Origin of the sequence: Actinomycetospora endophytica, from assembly GCF_021026375.1 — a bacterium.
GTDB classification, from domain to species: Bacteria; Actinomycetota; Actinomycetes; order Mycobacteriales; family Pseudonocardiaceae; genus Actinomycetospora; species Actinomycetospora endophytica.
Genome location: NZ_JAJNDB010000004.1, coordinates 1 through 17379 on the forward strand (window position 1 = coordinate 1; position 17379 = coordinate 17379).

Annotated in this window: 14 protein-coding genes and 1 rRNA gene; 9 read left to right on the forward strand and 6 right to left on the reverse strand. The window is 73.7% G+C overall.

Annotation, left to right across the window (positions count from 1 at the left end; genetic code table 11):
• The 4 genes from rrf to LQ327_RS18205 form a co-directional block, all read left to right on the forward strand.
• A 5S ribosomal RNA gene (rrf, locus tag LQ327_RS18190) occupies positions 1-106 on the forward strand; the annotation flags it as partial.
• A 205-nt stretch (positions 107-311) separates the two neighbouring features.
• Entirely contained in the window at positions 312-5267 is a 4956-nt protein-coding gene (locus LQ327_RS18195) for an NAD-glutamate dehydrogenase (RefSeq protein ID WP_230736294.1), read from the forward strand.
• 7 nt (positions 5268-5274) lie between these two features.
• Positions 5275-5700, forward strand: coding sequence for an acyl-CoA thioesterase (locus tag LQ327_RS18200; RefSeq protein WP_230736296.1), 426 nt, complete (start codon positions 5275-5277; stop codon positions 5698-5700).
• Positions 5697-6398, forward strand: coding sequence for a DUF8185 domain-containing protein (locus LQ327_RS18205; protein WP_230736298.1), 702 nt, complete (start codon positions 5697-5699; stop codon positions 6396-6398). Before LQ327_RS18200 ends, LQ327_RS18205 begins: the two co-directional genes overlap by 4 nt.
• Positions 6399-6452: 54 nt before the next feature.
• Here LQ327_RS18205 and LQ327_RS18210 read toward each other — a convergent pair whose 3' ends face one another.
• Genes LQ327_RS18210 through LQ327_RS18220 form a run of 3 tightly spaced genes read right to left on the reverse strand, consistent with a single transcriptional unit; the run spans position 6453 to position 8693 of the window.
• Complete coding sequence (locus LQ327_RS18210; RefSeq protein ID WP_230736300.1) at positions 6453-7148, reverse strand: dienelactone hydrolase family protein; 696 nt, start codon at positions 7146-7148, stop codon at positions 6453-6455.
• 20 nt (positions 7149-7168) lie between these two features.
• Positions 7169-7552 carry a globin gene (locus LQ327_RS18215; RefSeq protein ID WP_230736302.1) on the reverse strand — a complete coding sequence of 128 codons (384 nt, stop codon included), beginning with the start codon at positions 7550-7552 and terminating at the stop codon, positions 7169-7171.
• A gap of 52 nt (positions 7553-7604) precedes the next feature.
• On the reverse strand, positions 7605-8693 hold the full coding sequence (locus LQ327_RS18220) for a mechanosensitive ion channel family protein (protein ID WP_372460698.1): 1089 nt from the start codon (positions 8691-8693) through the stop codon (positions 7605-7607).
• A gap of 162 nt (positions 8694-8855) precedes the next feature.
• On the opposite strand from LQ327_RS18220, the gene LQ327_RS18225 reads away from it, so the two are divergent.
• The 4 genes from LQ327_RS18225 to LQ327_RS18240 all read left to right on the forward strand — a co-directional run bounded on the left by LQ327_RS18225 (position 8856) and on the right by LQ327_RS18240 (position 11940).
• Positions 8856-9572, forward strand: coding sequence for an HNH endonuclease (locus LQ327_RS18225; protein ID WP_372460699.1), 717 nt, complete (start codon positions 8856-8858; stop codon positions 9570-9572).
• Between the two features lie 73 nt (positions 9573-9645).
• On the forward strand, positions 9646-11109 hold the full coding sequence (locus LQ327_RS18230; RefSeq protein WP_230736304.1) for an amidase: 1464 nt from the start codon (positions 9646-9648) through the stop codon (positions 11107-11109).
• Positions 11110-11174: 65 nt separating this feature from the next.
• On the forward strand, positions 11175-11426 hold the full coding sequence (gene ctaJ, locus LQ327_RS18235) for an aa3-type cytochrome oxidase subunit CtaJ (RefSeq protein ID WP_230736306.1): 252 nt from the start codon (positions 11175-11177) through the stop codon (positions 11424-11426).
• Positions 11413-11940 (forward strand): DUF5130 family protein, encoded by a 528-nt coding sequence (locus tag LQ327_RS18240; protein WP_230736308.1) that lies wholly within the window; start codon positions 11413-11415, stop codon positions 11938-11940. Before ctaJ ends, LQ327_RS18240 begins: the two co-directional genes overlap by 14 nt.
• 32 nt (positions 11941-11972) lie before the next feature.
• Here the strand turns inward: LQ327_RS18240 and pepN are convergent, their stop codons facing one another.
• A complete protein-coding gene (gene pepN, locus LQ327_RS18245) occupies positions 11973-14537 on the reverse strand; it encodes an aminopeptidase N (protein WP_230736310.1) in 2565 nt (854 codons plus the stop codon).
• 145 nt (positions 14538-14682) lie between these two features.
• Here pepN and LQ327_RS18250 point away from each other — a divergent pair, with 145 nt between their 5' ends.
• Complete coding sequence (locus LQ327_RS18250) at positions 14683-15300, forward strand: mycothiol-dependent nitroreductase Rv2466c family protein (RefSeq protein ID WP_230736312.1); 618 nt, start codon at positions 14683-14685, stop codon at positions 15298-15300.
• Between the two features lie 51 nt (positions 15301-15351).
• Here LQ327_RS18250 and LQ327_RS18255 read toward each other — a convergent pair whose 3' ends face one another.
• Both LQ327_RS18255 and LQ327_RS18260 read right to left on the reverse strand, forming a co-directional pair.
• Entirely contained in the window at positions 15352-16020 is a 669-nt protein-coding gene (locus tag LQ327_RS18255) for a hypothetical protein (RefSeq protein ID WP_230736314.1), read from the reverse strand.
• Between the two features lie 465 nt (positions 16021-16485).
• On the reverse strand, positions 16486-17370 hold the full coding sequence (locus tag LQ327_RS18260; protein WP_230736316.1) for a MaoC/PaaZ C-terminal domain-containing protein: 885 nt from the start codon (positions 17368-17370) through the stop codon (positions 16486-16488).
• Positions 17371-17379 lie beyond the last annotated feature (9 nt).

The window sequence follows — 17379 nt, forward strand, 5'->3', positions numbered from 1 at the left end:
CAGCGGAGGGGAAACGCCCGGTCCCATCCCGAACCCGGAAGCTAAGCCCTCCAGCGCCGATGGTACTGCGACCGCCAGGTCGTGGGAGAGTAGGACACCGCCGGAACACCCAACCACCCCCACCACACACGCCCCCGAGACCACCCGGTCCCGGGGGCCATTCGTGTGTCCGGGGTCGGAATCGAAGCAGACGATTCCCCTGGTCGGTGGAGCCCGGTGGGTCCTCGGCCGCTCGTTACAGTGGCCGCCGTGTCCCCGATGTTGTGGCTCGTGACGCCGTCGGATTCGCGCAAGCCGACGGGGGCGAGCCGATGACGAGCATCGACGCGCCGATCGGCTCCGGGCCGGACGCGCTGCGGCGGGCCGCCCGCGACCAGGACGATTCCGAGCTGGCCGAGCTCGCGGTGCACTACTTCGACCGGCTGCCCCGCGAGGAGCGCGTCGACGACCCGGCCGAGGCGCTGGCGATCGTCCGCGCCCACCGCAGCCTCGCCCGCCTCCACGTGCCGGGACAGCCGGTGACCGCGGTCCTCGGCGCCGGCGCGGAGTCCCTGCCGGGCCTCACGGCGCCGGATTCGGATCGGGTGTTCGTCCTGGTCGTCACCGACGACATGCCCTACCTGATCGACTCGGTCATCGCGGAGCTCTCGCGGACCGGGACCGTCGTGCACCGCGTGGTGCACCCCGTCGTCGTGGTCCGGCGCGCGCCGGACGGCGCACTCCGGGAGATCCTCCCGGACGCGGACCCGTCCGACCTCCCGCCCGGGGCGGTCGCCGAGTCGTGGATGAACCTCGAGCTCGAGGTGGACGCCGGGTCGGAGTCGGTCCGCGAGCTGGCCACCGACCTGCACGAGCGGTTGACCGCCGTGCTGGCGGACGTGCGGGACGTCGTCGACGACGGCGAGGCCATGCTGGCCCGGGCGCGGGCGGTCGCCGACGACCTCGAGTCCACGCCGCCCCCGGTGCCCGAGCACCGCACCGACGACACCGTCGCGCTGCTGCACTGGTTCGCCGACGGCAACCTCACCTTCCTCGGCTACCGGTACGGCACCATCAACGGCGACGACGAGCAGGACGCCCCGGGTCTGGGCATCCTGCGGCGCGACAGCCCGGCGGCCCGGGCCCTCACCGCGGGTCCCGACCTGGCCGAGCGGCAGGCACTCGACCCGGACACCCTGTCCGAGGTCTCCGCCCCGGACCGCACCGGCAACGACCAGTCCACGCTGCTCGTCCTGACCCGGGCGAGCGCCCGCTCGACCGTGCACGAGCCGGTGCACCCGCTCTACGTCGGGGTCCGGGTGTTCGGGCCGGACGGCCGCGTCGTGGGGGAGCACCGGTTCCTCGGCGTGCTGACCGTCGCGGCTCGGAGCGCCGACGTCATGCGCATCCCGGTCGTGTCCCGGCGCGTGCGGGACGTGATCCGGCAGACCGAGTTCCCCGTGGAGTCGTGGTCCGGGCAGCGGATGCTCGAGGTGCTCCAGACCTACCCGCGGGCCGAGCTGCTGTGCACGGACCGGGAGTCGCTCCTGGAGACGGTCACCGGCGTCCTCGCGCTCGCCGAACGGCGACGGGTGCGGCTGTTCCTGCGCCGCGACCGGTGGGGCCGGTACTTCTCCGCGATGGTCTACCTGCCCCGCGATCGCTACACCACGGCGGCGCGGCTGCGGATGCAGCAGCTGCTGCTGGACCGGCTCGAGGGCACCGACATCGAGTACACGGCGCGGGTCACCGAGGACCAGCTCGCGCTGCTGCACGTCACCGTCCACACCGGTCAGCGCGAGCCGGTGCGGCCGGACATCCCGGCGCTGACCGCGGAGCTCGCCGAGGCCGCCCGCACCTGGACCGACCGGCTGCGCGCCGCCGCCGGCCCCGCCGAACGCCGCGCGCTCGCCGCCCTCGGCGTCGCCGAACCGTTCAGCCAGGCCTACCAGGAGGACTTCCTCCCCGAGCAGGGCCTCGCGGATCTGCTGGTCCTCGACGGCCTGACCGGCCCCGACGACGTCGCCGTCCGGCTCTACCGGCCCCCGGAGCCCTCGCTCGACGACGGGGCCGAGGACACCCGGCTCAAGCTCTTCCTCATGGGCCGCCGCATCACGCTGTCCTCTGTCCTGCCGGTGCTGCGCTCGCTGGGCATCGAGGTCATCGACGAGCGGCCGTACGAGGTCCGGCGCAGCGACGGGGCCGTCGGGTGGATCAACGACTTCGGCCTGCGTCTGGGCCAGACCGCGACCGATGCGCACCCCGAGGACCTCCGCGACCGCTTCGCCGACGCGTTCACCGCCGCGTGGCGCGGCCTCGCCGGCACCGACGAGTTCAACTCGCTGGTCCTCACCGCGGGCCTGACGTGGCGCGAGACCGCCCTGCTGCGCGCGCTGGCCCGCTACCAGCGCCAGATCGGCAGCCCCTACGGCCAGAGCTACATCACCGACGTCGTCGGGGCGCACGCCCAGGTCGCGGTCGGTCTGGTCAGGCTCTTCGAGGCCCGGTTCGACCCGGACCTCGTGCCCGACCCGGCCCGCTACCCGAACGGCCGTCCCGACGTCGTCGCCGAGCTCGACGGCGAGGTCGAGGCGGCGATCGACGCCGTCACCGGCCTCGACGCGGACCGGATCCTCCGGGCGATGCTCGGGCTGGTCCGCGCGACGCTGCGCACCACCTTCTTCCTCCGCGACGCCGACGGCGCCCCGCGCGAGTACCTGGCGTTCAAGCTCGACCCCGCCCGGGTCCCCGGCGTGCCCGAGCCGCGGCCGGCGATCGAGACCTTCGTGCACTCCCACCGCGTCGAGGGGGTGCACCTGCGGTTCGGGCCGATCGCCCGCGGTGGGCTGCGCTGGTCGGACCGCCTGCAGGACTACCGCACGGAGATCCTCGGGCTGGTGAAGGCGCAGGCGGTGAAGAACGCCGTCATCGTCCCGGTGGGCGCGAAGGGCGGGTTCGTCGTCAAGCGCCCGCCGGCCGCGAGCGGGGACGCCGCCACCGACCGGGACGCCCAGCGCGCCGAGGGCGTCGCCTGCTACCGGATGTTCATCTCCGGCATGCTCGACCTCGTCGACGACCGCGAGGGGCACGCCGCGAACTCGGCGGCGCGGACCCCCGACCGGATCGTGCGCTACGACGAGGACGACACCTACCTCGTCGTCGCGGCCGACAAGGGCACGGCGACGTTCTCCGACATCGCCAACGGCGTCGCGAAGGACAAGGGCTTCTGGCTCGGCGACGCGTTCGCCTCGGGCGGGTCGGTCGGCTACGACCACAAGGCCATGGGCATCACCGCGCGCGGCGCGTGGGAGTCGGTGCGGCGTCACTTCCGCGAGCTCGGGCGCGACGTGGCGACCGACGAGATCACCGTCGTCGGGGTCGGCGACATGTCCGGCGACGTGTTCGGCAACGGCATGCTGCTCTCCGAGCACCTGCGCATCGTCGCCGCCTTCGACCACCGCCACGTCTTCCTCGACCCCGACCCGGACGCCGCCACCTCGTTCGCCGAGCGCACGCGGCTCTTCGGGCTGCCGCGCTCGTCGTGGGCGGACTACGACGAGACGCTGATCAGCGCGGGCGGCGGCGTCCATCCCCGCACCCTCAAGCGGATCCCGGTCACCGACCAGGTCGCGGCGGTGCTCGGCATCGAGCCCGACCCGGTCGGGCTCGACCCTGCCCAGCTCATCCGCGCCATCCTGCGGGCGCCGGTGGACCTGCTGTGGAACGGCGGCATCGGGACCTACGTGAAGGCCTCCGACGAGACCCAGGCCGACGCGGGCGACAAGGGCAACGACCCGGTGCGCGTCGACGGCGCCGAGCTGCGTGTCGCGGTCGTCGGCGAGGGCGGCAACCTCGGGCTGACCCAGCGCGGGCGCATCGAGTACGCGCGGGCCGGCGGCCGGGTGAACACCGACGCCGTCGACAACTCGGCGGGCGTCGACTGCTCCGACCACGAGGTCAACATCAAGATCCTGCTCGACTCGCTGGTGGAGCGCGGCGAGCTCGCGGCCGAGCGGCGTGACGAGCAGATCGCCGCGACCACCGACGACGTCGCCGCCCTCGTGCTCGCCGACAACGTCGCCCAGAACGAGCTGCTCGGCGTCGCGCGGGCCCACGCCGCGGACATGCTCAACGTCCACGAGGCGCTCGTACGGGACCTCGAGGCCCGCGGCGAGATCGACCGGGAGCTCGACGTCCTGCCCGGCACCGAGGGCTTCGAGGTGCGCCGCGCCGCGGGCGAGGGGCTCTCCGGTCCGGAGCTCGCCACGATCATGGCGCACGTGAAGCTGGACCTCACCGAGTCGCTCGCCCAGACCGAGCTGCCCGACGCCGAGGTGTTCGCCCGCCGGCTCCCGTCGTACTTCCCGCCGGTGCTGTCCGGGACCTACTCGGAGGCGGTCGCCGCGCACCCGCTGCGCCGCAGGATCGTGACGACGATGCTCGCCAACGACGTCGTCGACGGCGGCGGGCTGTCCTACGTGCACCGGCTCGTCGCCGAGGTGTCCGCGACCCCGTCCGACGCGGTCCGCGCCTACCAGGTGGCCACCCGGGTGTTCGGGCTCGACGCCCTCGCCGCGGACATCGCGAAGGCCACCGCCGAAGGCCTCCGGACGGAGGTCGCCGACCGGTTGACCCTCGCCGCGCGGCGGCTGCTCGACCGCGCGTCGCGGTGGCTGCTCATCCACCGCCCGCAGCCGCTGGCGGTCGGCGCGGAGACGCAGCGGTTCTCGAGCGCCGTCGCGGCCCTCGACCCGCAGGTGCCGGCGATGCTGCGCGGCGTGGAGGCCGAGGGGCTCGCCGACCGGGTGCAGACGATGGTCGACCTCGGCGCGCCGATGGGGCTCGCGGACCGCGCCGTCGGCGGCCTCTACAGCTTCGGGCTCCTCGACGTCACCGAGATCGCCGAGATCGCCGAGGCCGACCACGACGGCGACCCCGACGACCTGTTCGCCGTCGCCGAGATCTATTACGCGCTCTCCGACCACCTGGGGCTCGACCGGCTGCTGACCGCGGTCGCCGGGCTCTCGCGCGCCGACCGGTGGGACGCGCTCGCCCGGCTCTCGCTGCGCGACGAGCTGTACTCGTCGCTGCGGGCCGTCACCCTCGACGTCCTCGCCGACACCGACGACACCGAGACCGCGGACGAGAAGATCGAGCACTGGGAGCAGGCCAACGCCTCCCGGCTCATGCGCGCCCGGACCTCGCTCGGTGAGATCGCCCGGTCCGGGCGCAGCGACCTCGCGACGGTGTCGGTCGCCGCCCGCCAGATCCGCAGCATGGTCCGATAGGAGGCCCGTGACCTACGACGTCGACGTCCCCCTGCGCTGGTCCGACCAGGACCCGTACCGGCACGTCAACCACGCCAAGGTCGTCACCCTGCTCGAGGACGCCCGGGCGTCGCTGCTCTTCGACGCCGCCGTCCAGCACGGCGTCTCGGCGTTCGAGGCGGGCCTGCTGGTGGCGAAGGTGCAGGTCGCCTACCGGCGTCCGATCCCGTGGCACCCGCGCGGGGTCCGGGCCCGGATGTGGTGCGAGCAGCTGCGGGCGGCGTCGTTCACGGTCGGTTACCAGCTGCTGCTGCCCGACGGGGACTCCTGGGACGCCGCGAAGCCCGCCGTCGTCGCCGACACCCAGCTCGTGCCGTACGACCTCGCCGCGGAGCGTCCCCGGCGTCTCACCGACGAGGAGCGGTCCTTCCTGGACCGCTACACGGTCCCGTGAGCGGCCCGAACGGCGCCGCGCTCCCGGGTCTGCGCACCCCGGGCCGGCTGACGGTGCCGGACCGGGCGCAGCGCGACGACCTCGCCGAGTTCGTCGGGCGCGCGGTGCGGCTCGACGGCGCGGTCGTGGTGCGGCTGCGGGCCCGTCCGGGGTCCGACGGGGAGCCGGACGCGGTGCAGGCCTGGGCGCCGACGCCGTTCGACGCGCTCGTCACCCGCACCGCGCCCGGCGGCGTGGTGCCCGACGACGTCACCGTCGTGGGCTCCGACCTGCTCGCCGCCCTCGCTGTCAGCGGCGCCGAGTCGGTGGAGCCGGGCACCCCGGTGGACGACCGCTGGCGCGGCCCGCTGCCCCCGGTGCGCCCCGATCACCGGTGGGAGGTCGTCGGGGAGGTCCCGGCTGCCGAGATCGACGGGCTCGCCGAACGCGGGGTCGCCGCGGCGCGGGCGGGGGATCCGAGCGGTCGGCCGTCGGCGGCGCTGCTCGACCAGGTCGTGCTCACCGTGACCGGCGACGGCTCCGGCACCGAGGTCCGCGTCCCGATGCGCTGCGTGTTCGCGCTCTCCGGGATGGGCTTCGTCGGGTCGGGGGAGACGGGCGGGACGGTGCGGGTCGCGACGGACGGCGGGTGGCTGCGGCTGGACACGCGCGGCGGCGCCGTGGTGCGCCGCCGTCGCGCCCAGCTGCCGTGGGCCTGACGGCCATGTGCGTGCGTTTCCGTGTCCAGACACGGAAACGCACGCACATGCGCGTCAGCGCAAATTCGCGCGCAGGAAGTTGAGCGTCTCGTCCCAGGCGATGGTGGCCTGCGCCGGGTCGTAGGTGCCCATGTGGTTCTCGTCGTTGAAGAACGCGTGCCCGGCGGGGTAGAGCCGGAAGTCGGGGCGGCGTCCGGACTCGGACTCGATCCGGTCGGCGAGGGCCTTCACCGCCTCCGGCGGCGCCATCGAGTCCTGCTCGCCGAAGTGGCCGAGCATCGGGGCGGAGAGGTTCGCGAAGCTCGGGTAGTCCTCGCCGAGCACGCCGTAGAACGGCACCGCGGCGCCGATCTTGTCGCCCTGCTGCGCGGCGAGCACCATGACGAAGCCGCCGCCCATGCAGAACCCGACCGTGCCGACCTTGCGCCCGACGACGGCGTCGTGGCCGAGCAGGAAGTCCACGGCGCCACCGAGGTCGGTGGCCGCCTGCTGCACCGGGAGCTGCTGCATCAACCGCCCCGCCTCGTCGGCGTCGTGGGTGGTGGTGCCGCCGTAGAGGTCCGGGGCGAGCGCGACGAAGCCCTCCGCCGCGAGCCGGTTCGTGACGTCGGCGATGTGCGACGTCAGGCCCCACCACTCCTGGATGACGACGACGCCGGGGCCGGCGCCCGACTCGGGCAGGGCGAGATAGCCGTGGGCGGTGCCCCCGTTGCTTCCGAAGGTGACGTTCTGCAGCGGATTCTCTGCCATGGCCGCCACCATCCCAGACGTCAGAACGCCTTGTTCATCATGCTCATCGCGGCCATCTCCATGTACTCCCAGATCTGGCGATGCCGCTCGGGGTCGAGCGCGGCCTCGTCGACGGCCACGCGCATGCAGCGCAGCCACGCGTCGCGCTCGAGCGGGCCGATGGGGAAGGGGGCGTGACGCATCCGCAGCCGGGGGTGCCCGCGCTGCTGCGAGTAGGTCTGCGGCCCACCCCAGTACTGCTCGAGGAACATCCGCAGCCGGTCCTCCGCCGGTCCGAGGTCCTCCTCGGGGTAGAGCGGGCGCAGGACGGGGTCCTCGGCGACCTGCTCGTAGAACCGGTGCACGATCTGGCGGAACGTCTCGTGGCCGCCGACCGCGTCGTAGAAGGTCTGGGGACTGCTCACGCCCACCACCGTCTCAAATCGCCGCGCACCGTGTCCGGGGCGCCCGCCGGACTCACCGCCCGGCCGCCGGCGTCGCGGAGCCGAACGCGGTCGGTGCCGGGACCCCCGCCACGTCGAGGGCGGTCTTCACCGCCCCGGCCACGGCCCGCTGGACCGCCCACTGCTCGCCCGGCCGGGTGCGCACCGTGAGCCGCAGCAGGATGCCCTCCGCGGTCACCGACTGGACGCCGAGCATGTCGGGCGGGCCGAGGACCTTGGCGGCGACCCGGGGCTGGGTGCACTCCTGGGCGGCGGCGGCCTGGGCGAGCTCCTGGGTGTGCTCCACGTCGGCCGAGTGCCCGACCGGGATGTCGACGACGGCCACCGAGTAGCCCTGGCTGGAGTTCCCGACCCGCAGCACCTCGCCGTTGCGGACGTACCAGACGGTCCCGGCGATGTCCCGCAGCGTCGTCACGCGGAGACCGACGGCCTCGACGGTGCCGCTGGCCTCGCCGAGATCGACGACGTCACCGACCCCGTACTGGTCCTCGAGCATCATGAAGATCCCGGAGAGGAAGTCCCGGACGAGGTTCTGGGCGCCGAAGCCGATGGCGACGCCGACGACCCCGGCCGACGCGATGATCGGCGCCAGGTTCACCCCGAACTCGCCGAGGACCAGGACGAACGCGATGCCGTAGATCAGCATCGTCGTGAACGAGCGCAGCACCGACCCGATCGTCTGGGCGCGCTGCGTCCGGCGCTCCACGATCTGCGGGGCGGCCTCGCGCAGGCTCGCCGCCGCCCGGTCGCGCAGCGGGCGCAGGATCTTGGGCACGCGGCCGGCGTGCGCACCCGCCGTCAGGCGCTTGATGCCGCGGTGCAGCGCGTAGCGCAGCAGGACCGCCACCACGACGATGATCGCGACGGTCACGCTGTGGGAGACGATCGAGTCCGCCGACCGCGACAGCCAGCTCGCGTGGGTGTACTGGAAGACGCGGGCGCACAGCGACCCGGCGTCGTTCGCGCAGGACGGCGCGTCCACCGGGACCCCGGGCAGCACCGTCGTCGTGGTCTCGACGACGGGCGGCGTCGTCGTGGGGGTGGGGGGCGGCGTGGGCAGCGGGACCTGGGCGGCGACGTCCATGCCGGCGGCGGGCAGCACGCCCGCGCACGATACGGAGAGCCCCTCGCGGCCGGTGCGGAGGCTCCCCCGTACCACCGCGACGCCACGGCCGGGAACGCCGAGGTGAACGGTGCTTTATCACAGGTGCACAACGGGCCCGGATGTGGTCGACTGTGGTCACTCTCGGTGGGAGGTGGTCGTGTGCCCGAACGACAACCCAGGACCGTGACGCCGCTGATACGCGGGGTCGACGCGGGCGGGGGTCCTGAGCCCACCGCCGGTCCGGTCGAGGCGATCCCGATCGCCACCCCCGCTCCCGTCCCCCTCGATCCGCCCGCCCCCTCCGACGCGGGCGACGACGACGTCACGGTCACCGTCCGACCCGAGCCGGCCGCGCCCGCCTGGGGCCGACGCCGCGTGCTGCTCCTCAACGCCACCTACGAGCCCCTCACCGCTCTCCCGTTGCGCCGCGCGATCGTCCTGCTCGTCTGCGGCAAGGCCGACGTCGTCCACGGCGACCCCTCCGGGCTGGTGCTGCACTCCGCCGCCGGCTCCGTCGAGGTCCCCTCCGTGATCCGCCTCCGGGTGTACGTGCGGGTGCCCTACCGGGCCCGCGTGCCGCTCACCCGGGCCGCGCTCATGCACCGCGACCGCTTCCGCTGCGCGTACTGCTCGGGCAAGGCCGAGACCATCGACCACGTGGTGCCCCGCAGCCGCGGGGGCACGCACACCTGGGAGAACTGCGTCGCGTGCTGCGCCCGGTGCAACCACAAGAAGGCGGACAAGCTGCTCGCCGAGCTGGGCTGGCCGTTGCGCACGATGCCGACGGCGCCGCGCGGGCGGCACTGGCGCCTCCTGGCCGGGCTCGTCGACGCCGACCCGCAGTGGCTGCCCTACCTGGGGGAGACCGCGGCCTGATCCGCCCGCCTTCACGGACCGGTCGTCCGGGCGCCGCTGCCCGGACACCGTCGCGGGGGCATGATCGCGCGACGTGAGCGACCTGCACGAGCTGACCGCGCTCGAGACCGCCGAGGCGATCCGTCGGGGGGACGTCCGCGTCCTCGACGTCGTCGACCACGCCCTGACCCGGGCCGAGACCCTCGGGGCGAGGCTCGGCGCGTTCGCCGTGCTCACGCCCGACGTCGCGCGGGACGCCGCGGCGGCGCTCGACGGGGCCGTCGCGCGCGGTGAGGTGTCCGGGCCGCTCGTGGGGGTCCCCACGGCGATCAAGGACCTCACGATGACGGCGGGGGTGCCGACCGGGCGCGGGTCCGTCGTGACCCGCGGCTGGGTGCCCGAGCACGACGACGACCTGGTGGGCCTGCTGCGCGCGGCCGGCACGGTGAGCATCGGGAAGACGGCCGTCCCCGAGTTCGGGCTGCCCTGCTACACCGAGCCGGCGGGGGCGCCGCCCGCCGTCACGCCGTGGGACGTGTCCCGGTCGGCCGGCGGGTCCTCCGGGGGTGCGGCGGCCGCGGTGGCGGGCGGCGTGCTGCCGGTCGCGCAGGGCTCCGACGGGGGCGGCTCGATCCGCATCCCGGCGTCGGTGTGCGGGCTGGTGGGGATCAAGACGACCCGGGGGCGGATCCCGGCCGGGCCCGCGGGCGGGGATCCGGCGGGGCTGTCGGTGCCGGGGCCGCTCGCGCGCACCGTCGCCGACGCGGCGGCCCTGCTGGACGCGTTGTGCGGCGGCCGGAGCTGGCCGGGCGAGCCGTTCGTGCCGGCGCCGCCGCCGGGCGGGGGATACCTGGGGGTCGCGCGCGGCGGGCCGGGTCCGCGCCGCCGGATCGGGCTCTCGACGGCGCCGCCCTACGGGGACCTGTCGGCGCTGGTCGGTCCGGCGGCCGGCCCCGCCGTCGTCGACCCGGTCTGTGCCGCGGCCGCGGAGGACACCGCCGCGGTGCTGGCCTCGCTCGGGCACGTCGTCGAGCCGGTCGACCTGCGCCTCTCGGACGAGGCGGTCGCGGCCTTCGTGACGCTGTGGGCGGTGCTCGCGCTCGCCGACCCGGCCGCCCCCGACGACGAGGAGCGCCTCCAGCCCCTGACGCGGCTGCTGCGCGCCCGGGGCCGGGAGGTCGGCCCGATGACCGCGCTCGGCGCGCTGCACACCGTGCAGGTCGAGACGCGGCGGATCGTGGCCGCGCGGGCCCATCTCGACGCGGTCCTCACCCCGTCGGTGGCGCTGCCGCCGCGGCCCGTGGGCTGGTTCTCCGCCGACGGCCCGGAGACCGACTTCGCGCGGCAGGTCGCCTTCACCCCGTGGACGGCGATCGCGAACATGACCGGCGAACCGGCGATCGGGCTGCCGACGGGGTGGCCGGTCCTCGGCGGCACGACGTTGCCCGTGGGCGTGACGCTGCGGGGGCGCCGCGGCGAGGAGGATCTGCTGGTCGCGCTGGGTGCGGAGCTGGAGGCGGCGCGGCCGTGGGCACACCGTCGGCCGCCCGTGTGGTGACCGGTTCCGACGACGGACGCCTCTACGACACGACGTAGCAGCCGCTTTCCACTACGGTTCGCCCCGTGAGACCGATCGAGACGATCCTGATCTACGTGGTGATCCCGATCGTCGTCCTGCTGCTGCTGTTCGCGCTCACCGCGGTGCGGAAGCCGGGCGGCAAGGCGGCGCGCTACCGCGTCGGGGACGACTGGCCGCACGAGCCGCTGTGGTGGATCGGCAACCCCAAGGGGACCGGCCTGCCCGAGCCGACCGTCGACGCCGTCGGCCGCCCGACGACCCGGACCGCCCGAGGAGGCGCACGTGGCACCTGGTGACCTGGCCCGGCCGCAGGCCGGCCCCGGCGAGACCCCGGCGGTGACCAGTGCGGGACTGGCGGAGGAGCCGGTCTCCGGGCACGCGCGCGTCCCGACGGCGTCGGGGCGTGTCTCGGAGGCGACGGAGGTCCTCGCCGAGGACAAGCGGGTGCCGTTCTCGCCGTCGCAGCTCTCCCGCATCGACGAGGCGCTCACGCGGACCTCGGCCGAGACGGGCCTGCTGTTCACGCTGTGGGTGGGCGAGCTCGGCGGACGCTCCCGGGAGCGCGCCGAGGAGCTGCACGCGACGCTCGGGGACGAGGCGGCCGAGGCCGTGCTCATCGCGGTGTCGCCCGGCGAGCGGGTCGTCGAGGTGGTGACCGGGGAGGAGTCGGTGCGCCGGGTCGACGACCAGGGCGCCAAGATCGCCGTCGGTCAGATGGTCTCGCGGTTCACCGAGTCGGATCTGGTCGGCGGCATCGTCGAGGGTCTGCGCGTGCTGGGCGACCACGCGGGGAGCGCTCCGCGCATGTGAATGGATTTGGTCGTCTGGACGACCAAATCCACTCACATGCGGTCGAAGTCGCGCGCCGCGAGCGCCCGGACGATCCCGGCGCGGCCCTCGGAGACCAGCCGCCGCAACGACGCCGGGTGCTCGTCGGCCAGCCAGCGGTCGGCCGCCTCGACCGTCGCCGGCTCCACCGCCCACGACGGGAACAGGCCCTGCACCATGGGCTGGGCCTGCTCCGAGGAGCGCCGGCCCCACACCTCGTCCACCGACGCGAAGTACTTCTCGGTGTAGGGCGTGAGCAGCGCGCCCTGGGAGGGGTGCGAGAAGCCCATGATGATCGCCATGTTGATCGCGTTGGGCAGCGAGTCGTCGTAGACGGCCCGCTCCCACGCGGTGGCCTTCGCCTCCGGGGTCGGGACCAGTGCCCGCGCCCGCTCCGCCATCCGGAGCCCGGTCGCGGTGTTGTCCCGCGCCAGCTCGGCCTCGATCTCCCCGGCGCCCGCGGCTCCGTGCGCGACGAGGGCGTGCAGCAGCCGCCAGCGCAGGTCGGTGTCGACGGTGAGGCCTTCGAGCGGCGTGGTCCCCTCCCGCCACCCGGCGATCGCCTCGAGGGCCTCCCGGGTCAGCACCGAGCCGGCGAGGGCGTTCACCAGCGCGAGCTGGTGGTCCGAGCCGGGCTCCGCGCGGCGGGCGAGGTCCAGCAGCGTCGCGACGAACGACGGCCAGCCCTGCTCCACGGCCCACGTCGGGTCGGCGTAGGAGGCGAGCGCGGTCTGGGCCTGCAGCAGCAGCCGCTGCACGACGCCGACCTCGGTCTCGGCGGGCAGCCCGTTGAGGACCAGCGTGACGAAGTCGCGGGCCTTGAGCTCGGCCTCGCGGGTCATCTCCCACGCCGCCGACCAGCACAGCGTGCGCGGCAGCGGGTCGGCGACGTCGCCGATGCGGTCGATCAGCGTCGTCAGCGAGCGCTCGTCGAGGCGCATCGTGCAGTAGGTGAGGTCGTCGTCGTTGACCAGCACGAGCGCGCCCGCCGCGACGCCGACCAGCTCCGGGACCTCGGTGCGGTCGCCGGTCACGTCGAGCTCGGTGCGGTGCCGGCGGACGAGCTTGCCGTGGGAGTCCTCGTCGTAGATCCCGACGGCGATGCGGTGCGTGCGGGTCTCGCCCGCGCCCGGCCGCGCACCGCCCTGGGTGACCTCGAAGCGCTCGTACCGGCCGTCGGACCCGACCGCGAACGACGGGCTCAGCGAGTTCAGCCCCGTCGTGCGCAGCCACTGCGCGCTCCAGCCGGACAGGTCACGGCCGGAGGCCTCGGTCAGCGCGCCGAGCAGGTCGTCGAACGTGGCGTTGCCGTAGGCGTGCCGTGAGAAGTAGAGCCGCAGCCCGGAGAGGAACTCGTCCTGCCCGACGTAGGCGACGAGCTGCTTGAGCACCGACGCGCCCTTGGCGTAGGTGATGCCGTCGAAGTTGACCTCGACCGCCTGCAGGTCGGGGATGTCCGCGGCGATCGGGTGGGTCGAGGGCAGCTGGTCCTGCCGGTACGCCCAGGACTTCTCGACGTTCGCGAACGTGGTCCACGCGTTGCGGTACTCGGTGGCCTCGGACTGGCTCACGACGCTGGCCCAGGTCGCGAACGACTCGTTGAGCCACAGGTCGTCCCACCAGCGCATCGTCACGAGGTCGCCGAACCACATGTGCGCCATCTCGTGCAGGATCGTCTCGGCGCGGCGCTCGTAGAGGTAGCGCGTGACGCGGCTGCGGAAGACGTAGTCCTCGAGGAAGGTCACCGCGCCGACGTTCTCCATCGCGCCGGCGTTGAACTCCGGCACGAAGAGCTGGTCGTACTTGGTGAAGGGGTAGGGCACCCCGAAGTTGCGGTGGTAGAAGCCGAAGCCCTGCTTGGTCTCGGTGAACAGCCGCTCGGCGTCCATGTGGTCGGCGAGGCTCGCGCGGCAGTAGATGCCCAGCGGGATCGTGCCGTGGTCGTCGGAGTAGGTGTCGGTCCACTTCGCGTAGGGCCCGGCGATCAGCGCGACGAGGTAGGTCGAGATGCGGACCGTGGTCTCGAAGGCGTGGTGCACGGCGCCCGACTCGATCGTCGTCGTCGTGGACTTCGCGCCGTTCGAGATCACTTCCCAGCTCGGCGCCGCGAGCGCGGTGAGGCTGATCGTGGCCTTGAGGTCGGGCTGGTCGAAGCAGGCGAACATCCGCTTGGCGTCCGCGGTCTCGAACTGGCTGTAGAGGTAGACGCCGCCGTCGACCGGGTCGACGAACCGGTGCAGGCCCTCGCCGGTGTTCATGTACCGGCAGTCGGCGTCGACGATCAGCTCGTTCTCGGCGGCGAGGTCGGGCAGCGCGATGCCCTTCTCCTCGTCGTAGCCGGAGACGTCGAGCGCGACCCCGTTGAGGGTGGCGCTGCGGACACCCGCCGCGACGATGTCGATCCAGCTCGCCGCGCCCGGCGAACCGCAGCGGAACCGCGCCGTCGTCGTCGAGCGGAAGGTCGTCTCCCCGGGGCCCGCGGCCCCGTCGGTCAGGTCCAGCGAGACCGTGTAGGAGTCGACGTCGAGCATCTCGGCGCGCGTGCGTGCGTCGGCCCGGGTGAGGTTCGGAGCAGCCACGCGGCTCACCCTATCCACGCGGCCGTGCCACACGCCCCCGCGTCGATGCCCCGTCGCTCCGCTCGCCCCGGGCGAGCGGGAACACACTTGCCGCTTCCACCGTTCGCTCGGGTACAGACCCGTTGCCCGAGGGAAGCCTGGTGTCATGACCGCTGCCGCAGAGAAGACCCGCGTCGACTTCTGGTTCGACCCGCTGTGTCCCTTCGCCTGGATCACCTCACGGTGGATCCTCGAGGTCGAGCAGGTCCGCTCGATCGACGTGCACTGGCACGTGATGAGCCTCTCGGTGCTCAACTCCGGCCGTGAGCTCGACGAGAAGTACCAGTCGATGATGGACGAGGGCTGGAAGCCAGTCCGGGTGTGCATCGCCGCGGCGCAGAAGCACGGCGACGAGATCCTCGCGCCGCTCTACACCGCCATGGGCACCAAGATTCACAACGAGCAGAACAAGGACTTCGACGACGTCATCGCGAAGTCCCTCGACGAGGTCGGCCTCGAGGCGGACCTGGCGAAGGCCGCGACGTCGACCGACTACGACGACGCGCTGAAGAAGTCTCACCACGAGGGCATGGACCCGGTGGGCATGGACGTCGGCACCCCGACGATCCACGTCGACGGCTCGGCCTACTTCGGCCCCGTCATGACCCGCATCCCGCGCGGCGAGCAGGCCGGCACGATCTTCGACGGCGCGAAGCTGCTCGCGGGCTACGAGTACTTCTACGAGCTCAAGCGGACCCGGAACACCGAGCTCAAGTTCGACTGACGTCATGTGCGTGCGTTTCCGTGTCAGGGCACGGAAACGCACGCACAGGCGCTACGCGCCAAGGCATCCGCACAGAGCCGAACCGCCCGGTCCGGCCCACCCGAGTTGCCGCAGCCGGGCGGCGACGACCGCGCTCACGGCGCAGGGGTCGCCGGCGACCTCCTCCCAGCCGAACGTGAGCCGCGCCCGGCCGGCCAGTTCCGCGGCGTTGTCCCGGGCGCGGTCGATGACCCCGACGCGGCGGTCGGAGTGCCACCGCCAGCCGTCCAACCGGACGATCAGCTCACCGTCGGGCACGTGGTAGCGACAGTCCTCGTAGCGCTCGACCCCCTCGACGACGACGGGCGCCTGACGTTCCGCGACCGGTAGGCCGTGGGCCTCCTCGACGTTCACGAGATAGGTCGCTTCCAGCGCGGACCCCACACCATCCGCGAGTTTCGCGGCGGCGTGGCGGAGTGCGGTGGCGTAGCGACGCGGGCGTCGCCGCTCGAGGGCGGCGAGGAGCGCCGTCGCCGGCACTTTCATGCCGAGGGCGGCGTGCAGCAGCGTCCGCATCCCGGCTCTGGCGTCCGGTTCCAGGACGGCGAGGTCGGAACAGGTGTCCGCGGCCGAGACCGTCGGCATGTCCTCCCGGTCGATCACGATGTGCCGGAACGCGCGGCTCCGGTGGATGACCACGCCGGGGTGGGGGTCGGCGGAATGGCCGTAGGGCACCGTCACGTGGACGACGCCGTCGTCGCGATCCCGTAGACCGAACCTGGCCGCTGCGCTGCGATGGCTCAGAGCCACTTCGGGCCCCGCACACAGGAGCGCCGCCCGCTCGCGCTGGCGCCTGGTCGGCGCGCCCGTCGTCGTCCGGAACACCTTGCGGCCGACGCGTACCCAGCGTCCTGCGGCGAGCTGGGCCTCGATCCATTCGTCTGTTCCTCACGCAGGCGATGACCTGCGAGCGCGTGATGTGGTCGTCCTGGGCGTCGCGAAGGGCCTGGATGGCCGAGTCGTCTCTCATGGTCAGGACGGTCGGGGACACCGGCCCGCCTGGCGAAATCCGCGGGCCCGGCCTGTGGACGGTTCGGGGCCGGACTGCCACCCGTGGATGGGCGGTGCTGCGGACGGCGTAGTGCGGGGCTCCGCCCCTCGTGCGTGCGTTTCCGTGCCCAGGCACGGAAACGCACGCACGAGGCGTCAGCCGAACTCCGCCCAGCCCTGGTCCAGGACCGGTTCGTCGTCGCGCGTGGTGCGGAAGTGCGTGCCGCCCTCGCCGTCCCACACCGCGACCTCGAGCTCGTCACCCGGCAGCACCGGCCGGGTGAAACGGGCGTGCATCGCGACGAGCTTCCCCGGGTCGCCGGCGATCGTGCCCAGCGTCCGGGCGGCGAACCCGTAGGTGCACATGCCGTGCAGGATCGGGCGCTCGAAGCCGGCGCGCCGGGCGAAGGCCGGATCGGTGTGCAGCGGGTTCCGGTCGCCGGTGAGCCGGAAGAGCAACGCCTGGTCGGAGCGGACCGGCATCACGACGCGGCGGTCCGGCTCGCGCTCGGGGATCGGTCCGGGCGGGGTCACGACGGCGGGTGCGAGGGGAGGATCCGGTCGCTCTTGGCTGCCGAGGGTTCCCCTCGTGCGGGACGAGCCGGCCGTCTCTCCGCGGATCATGACCGTCTGCAGCGTCTCGGCCAGCAGCGCGCCGGTGCCCGCGTCCACCGCCTCGGCGCGGGTGCGCACCAGCACGCCGCTGCGCTTGTCCTCGACCCCGACCACGGACCCCGTCACGCGCGCCCGGCCCGACGACGGCAACGCCGCGTGCACCCGGAACGCCTGCTCGGCGTGCAGGACCCGGGGATCGTCACCACCCGCGTCGACCCGGGCCCCGCGCGTGACGATGTTGGCGAAGCCCGGCAGGACCCGCGGTCCGTCGCTGCCCTCGAGGTTCTCGGTGGTGAACTCGAGGTCGGCGAGCGGGTCGGCCTGGCCGGCGCCCACCGCGAGCGCGTAGAGCATGACGTCGTCGGGGCCCCAAAAGAACTCGACGGGTTCGGCCCGCGCGCCCAGCAGATCCGGCCTCAGCGCCACGGCCCGACG

Excerpts from the sequence above, each read along its gene's own strand:
- LQ327_RS18210 (WP_230736300.1), bottom strand. The coding sequence starts at position 7,148 with ATGGCAGAGAATCCGCTGCAGAACGTCACCTTCGGAAGCAACGGGGGC.
- LQ327_RS18195 (WP_230736294.1), top strand. The coding sequence starts at position 312 with ATGACGAGCATCGACGCGCCGATCGGCTCCGGGCCGGACGCGCTGCGG.
- LQ327_RS18250 (WP_230736312.1), top strand. The coding sequence starts at position 14,683 with ATGACCGCTGCCGCAGAGAAGACCCGCGTCGACTTCTGGTTCGACCCG.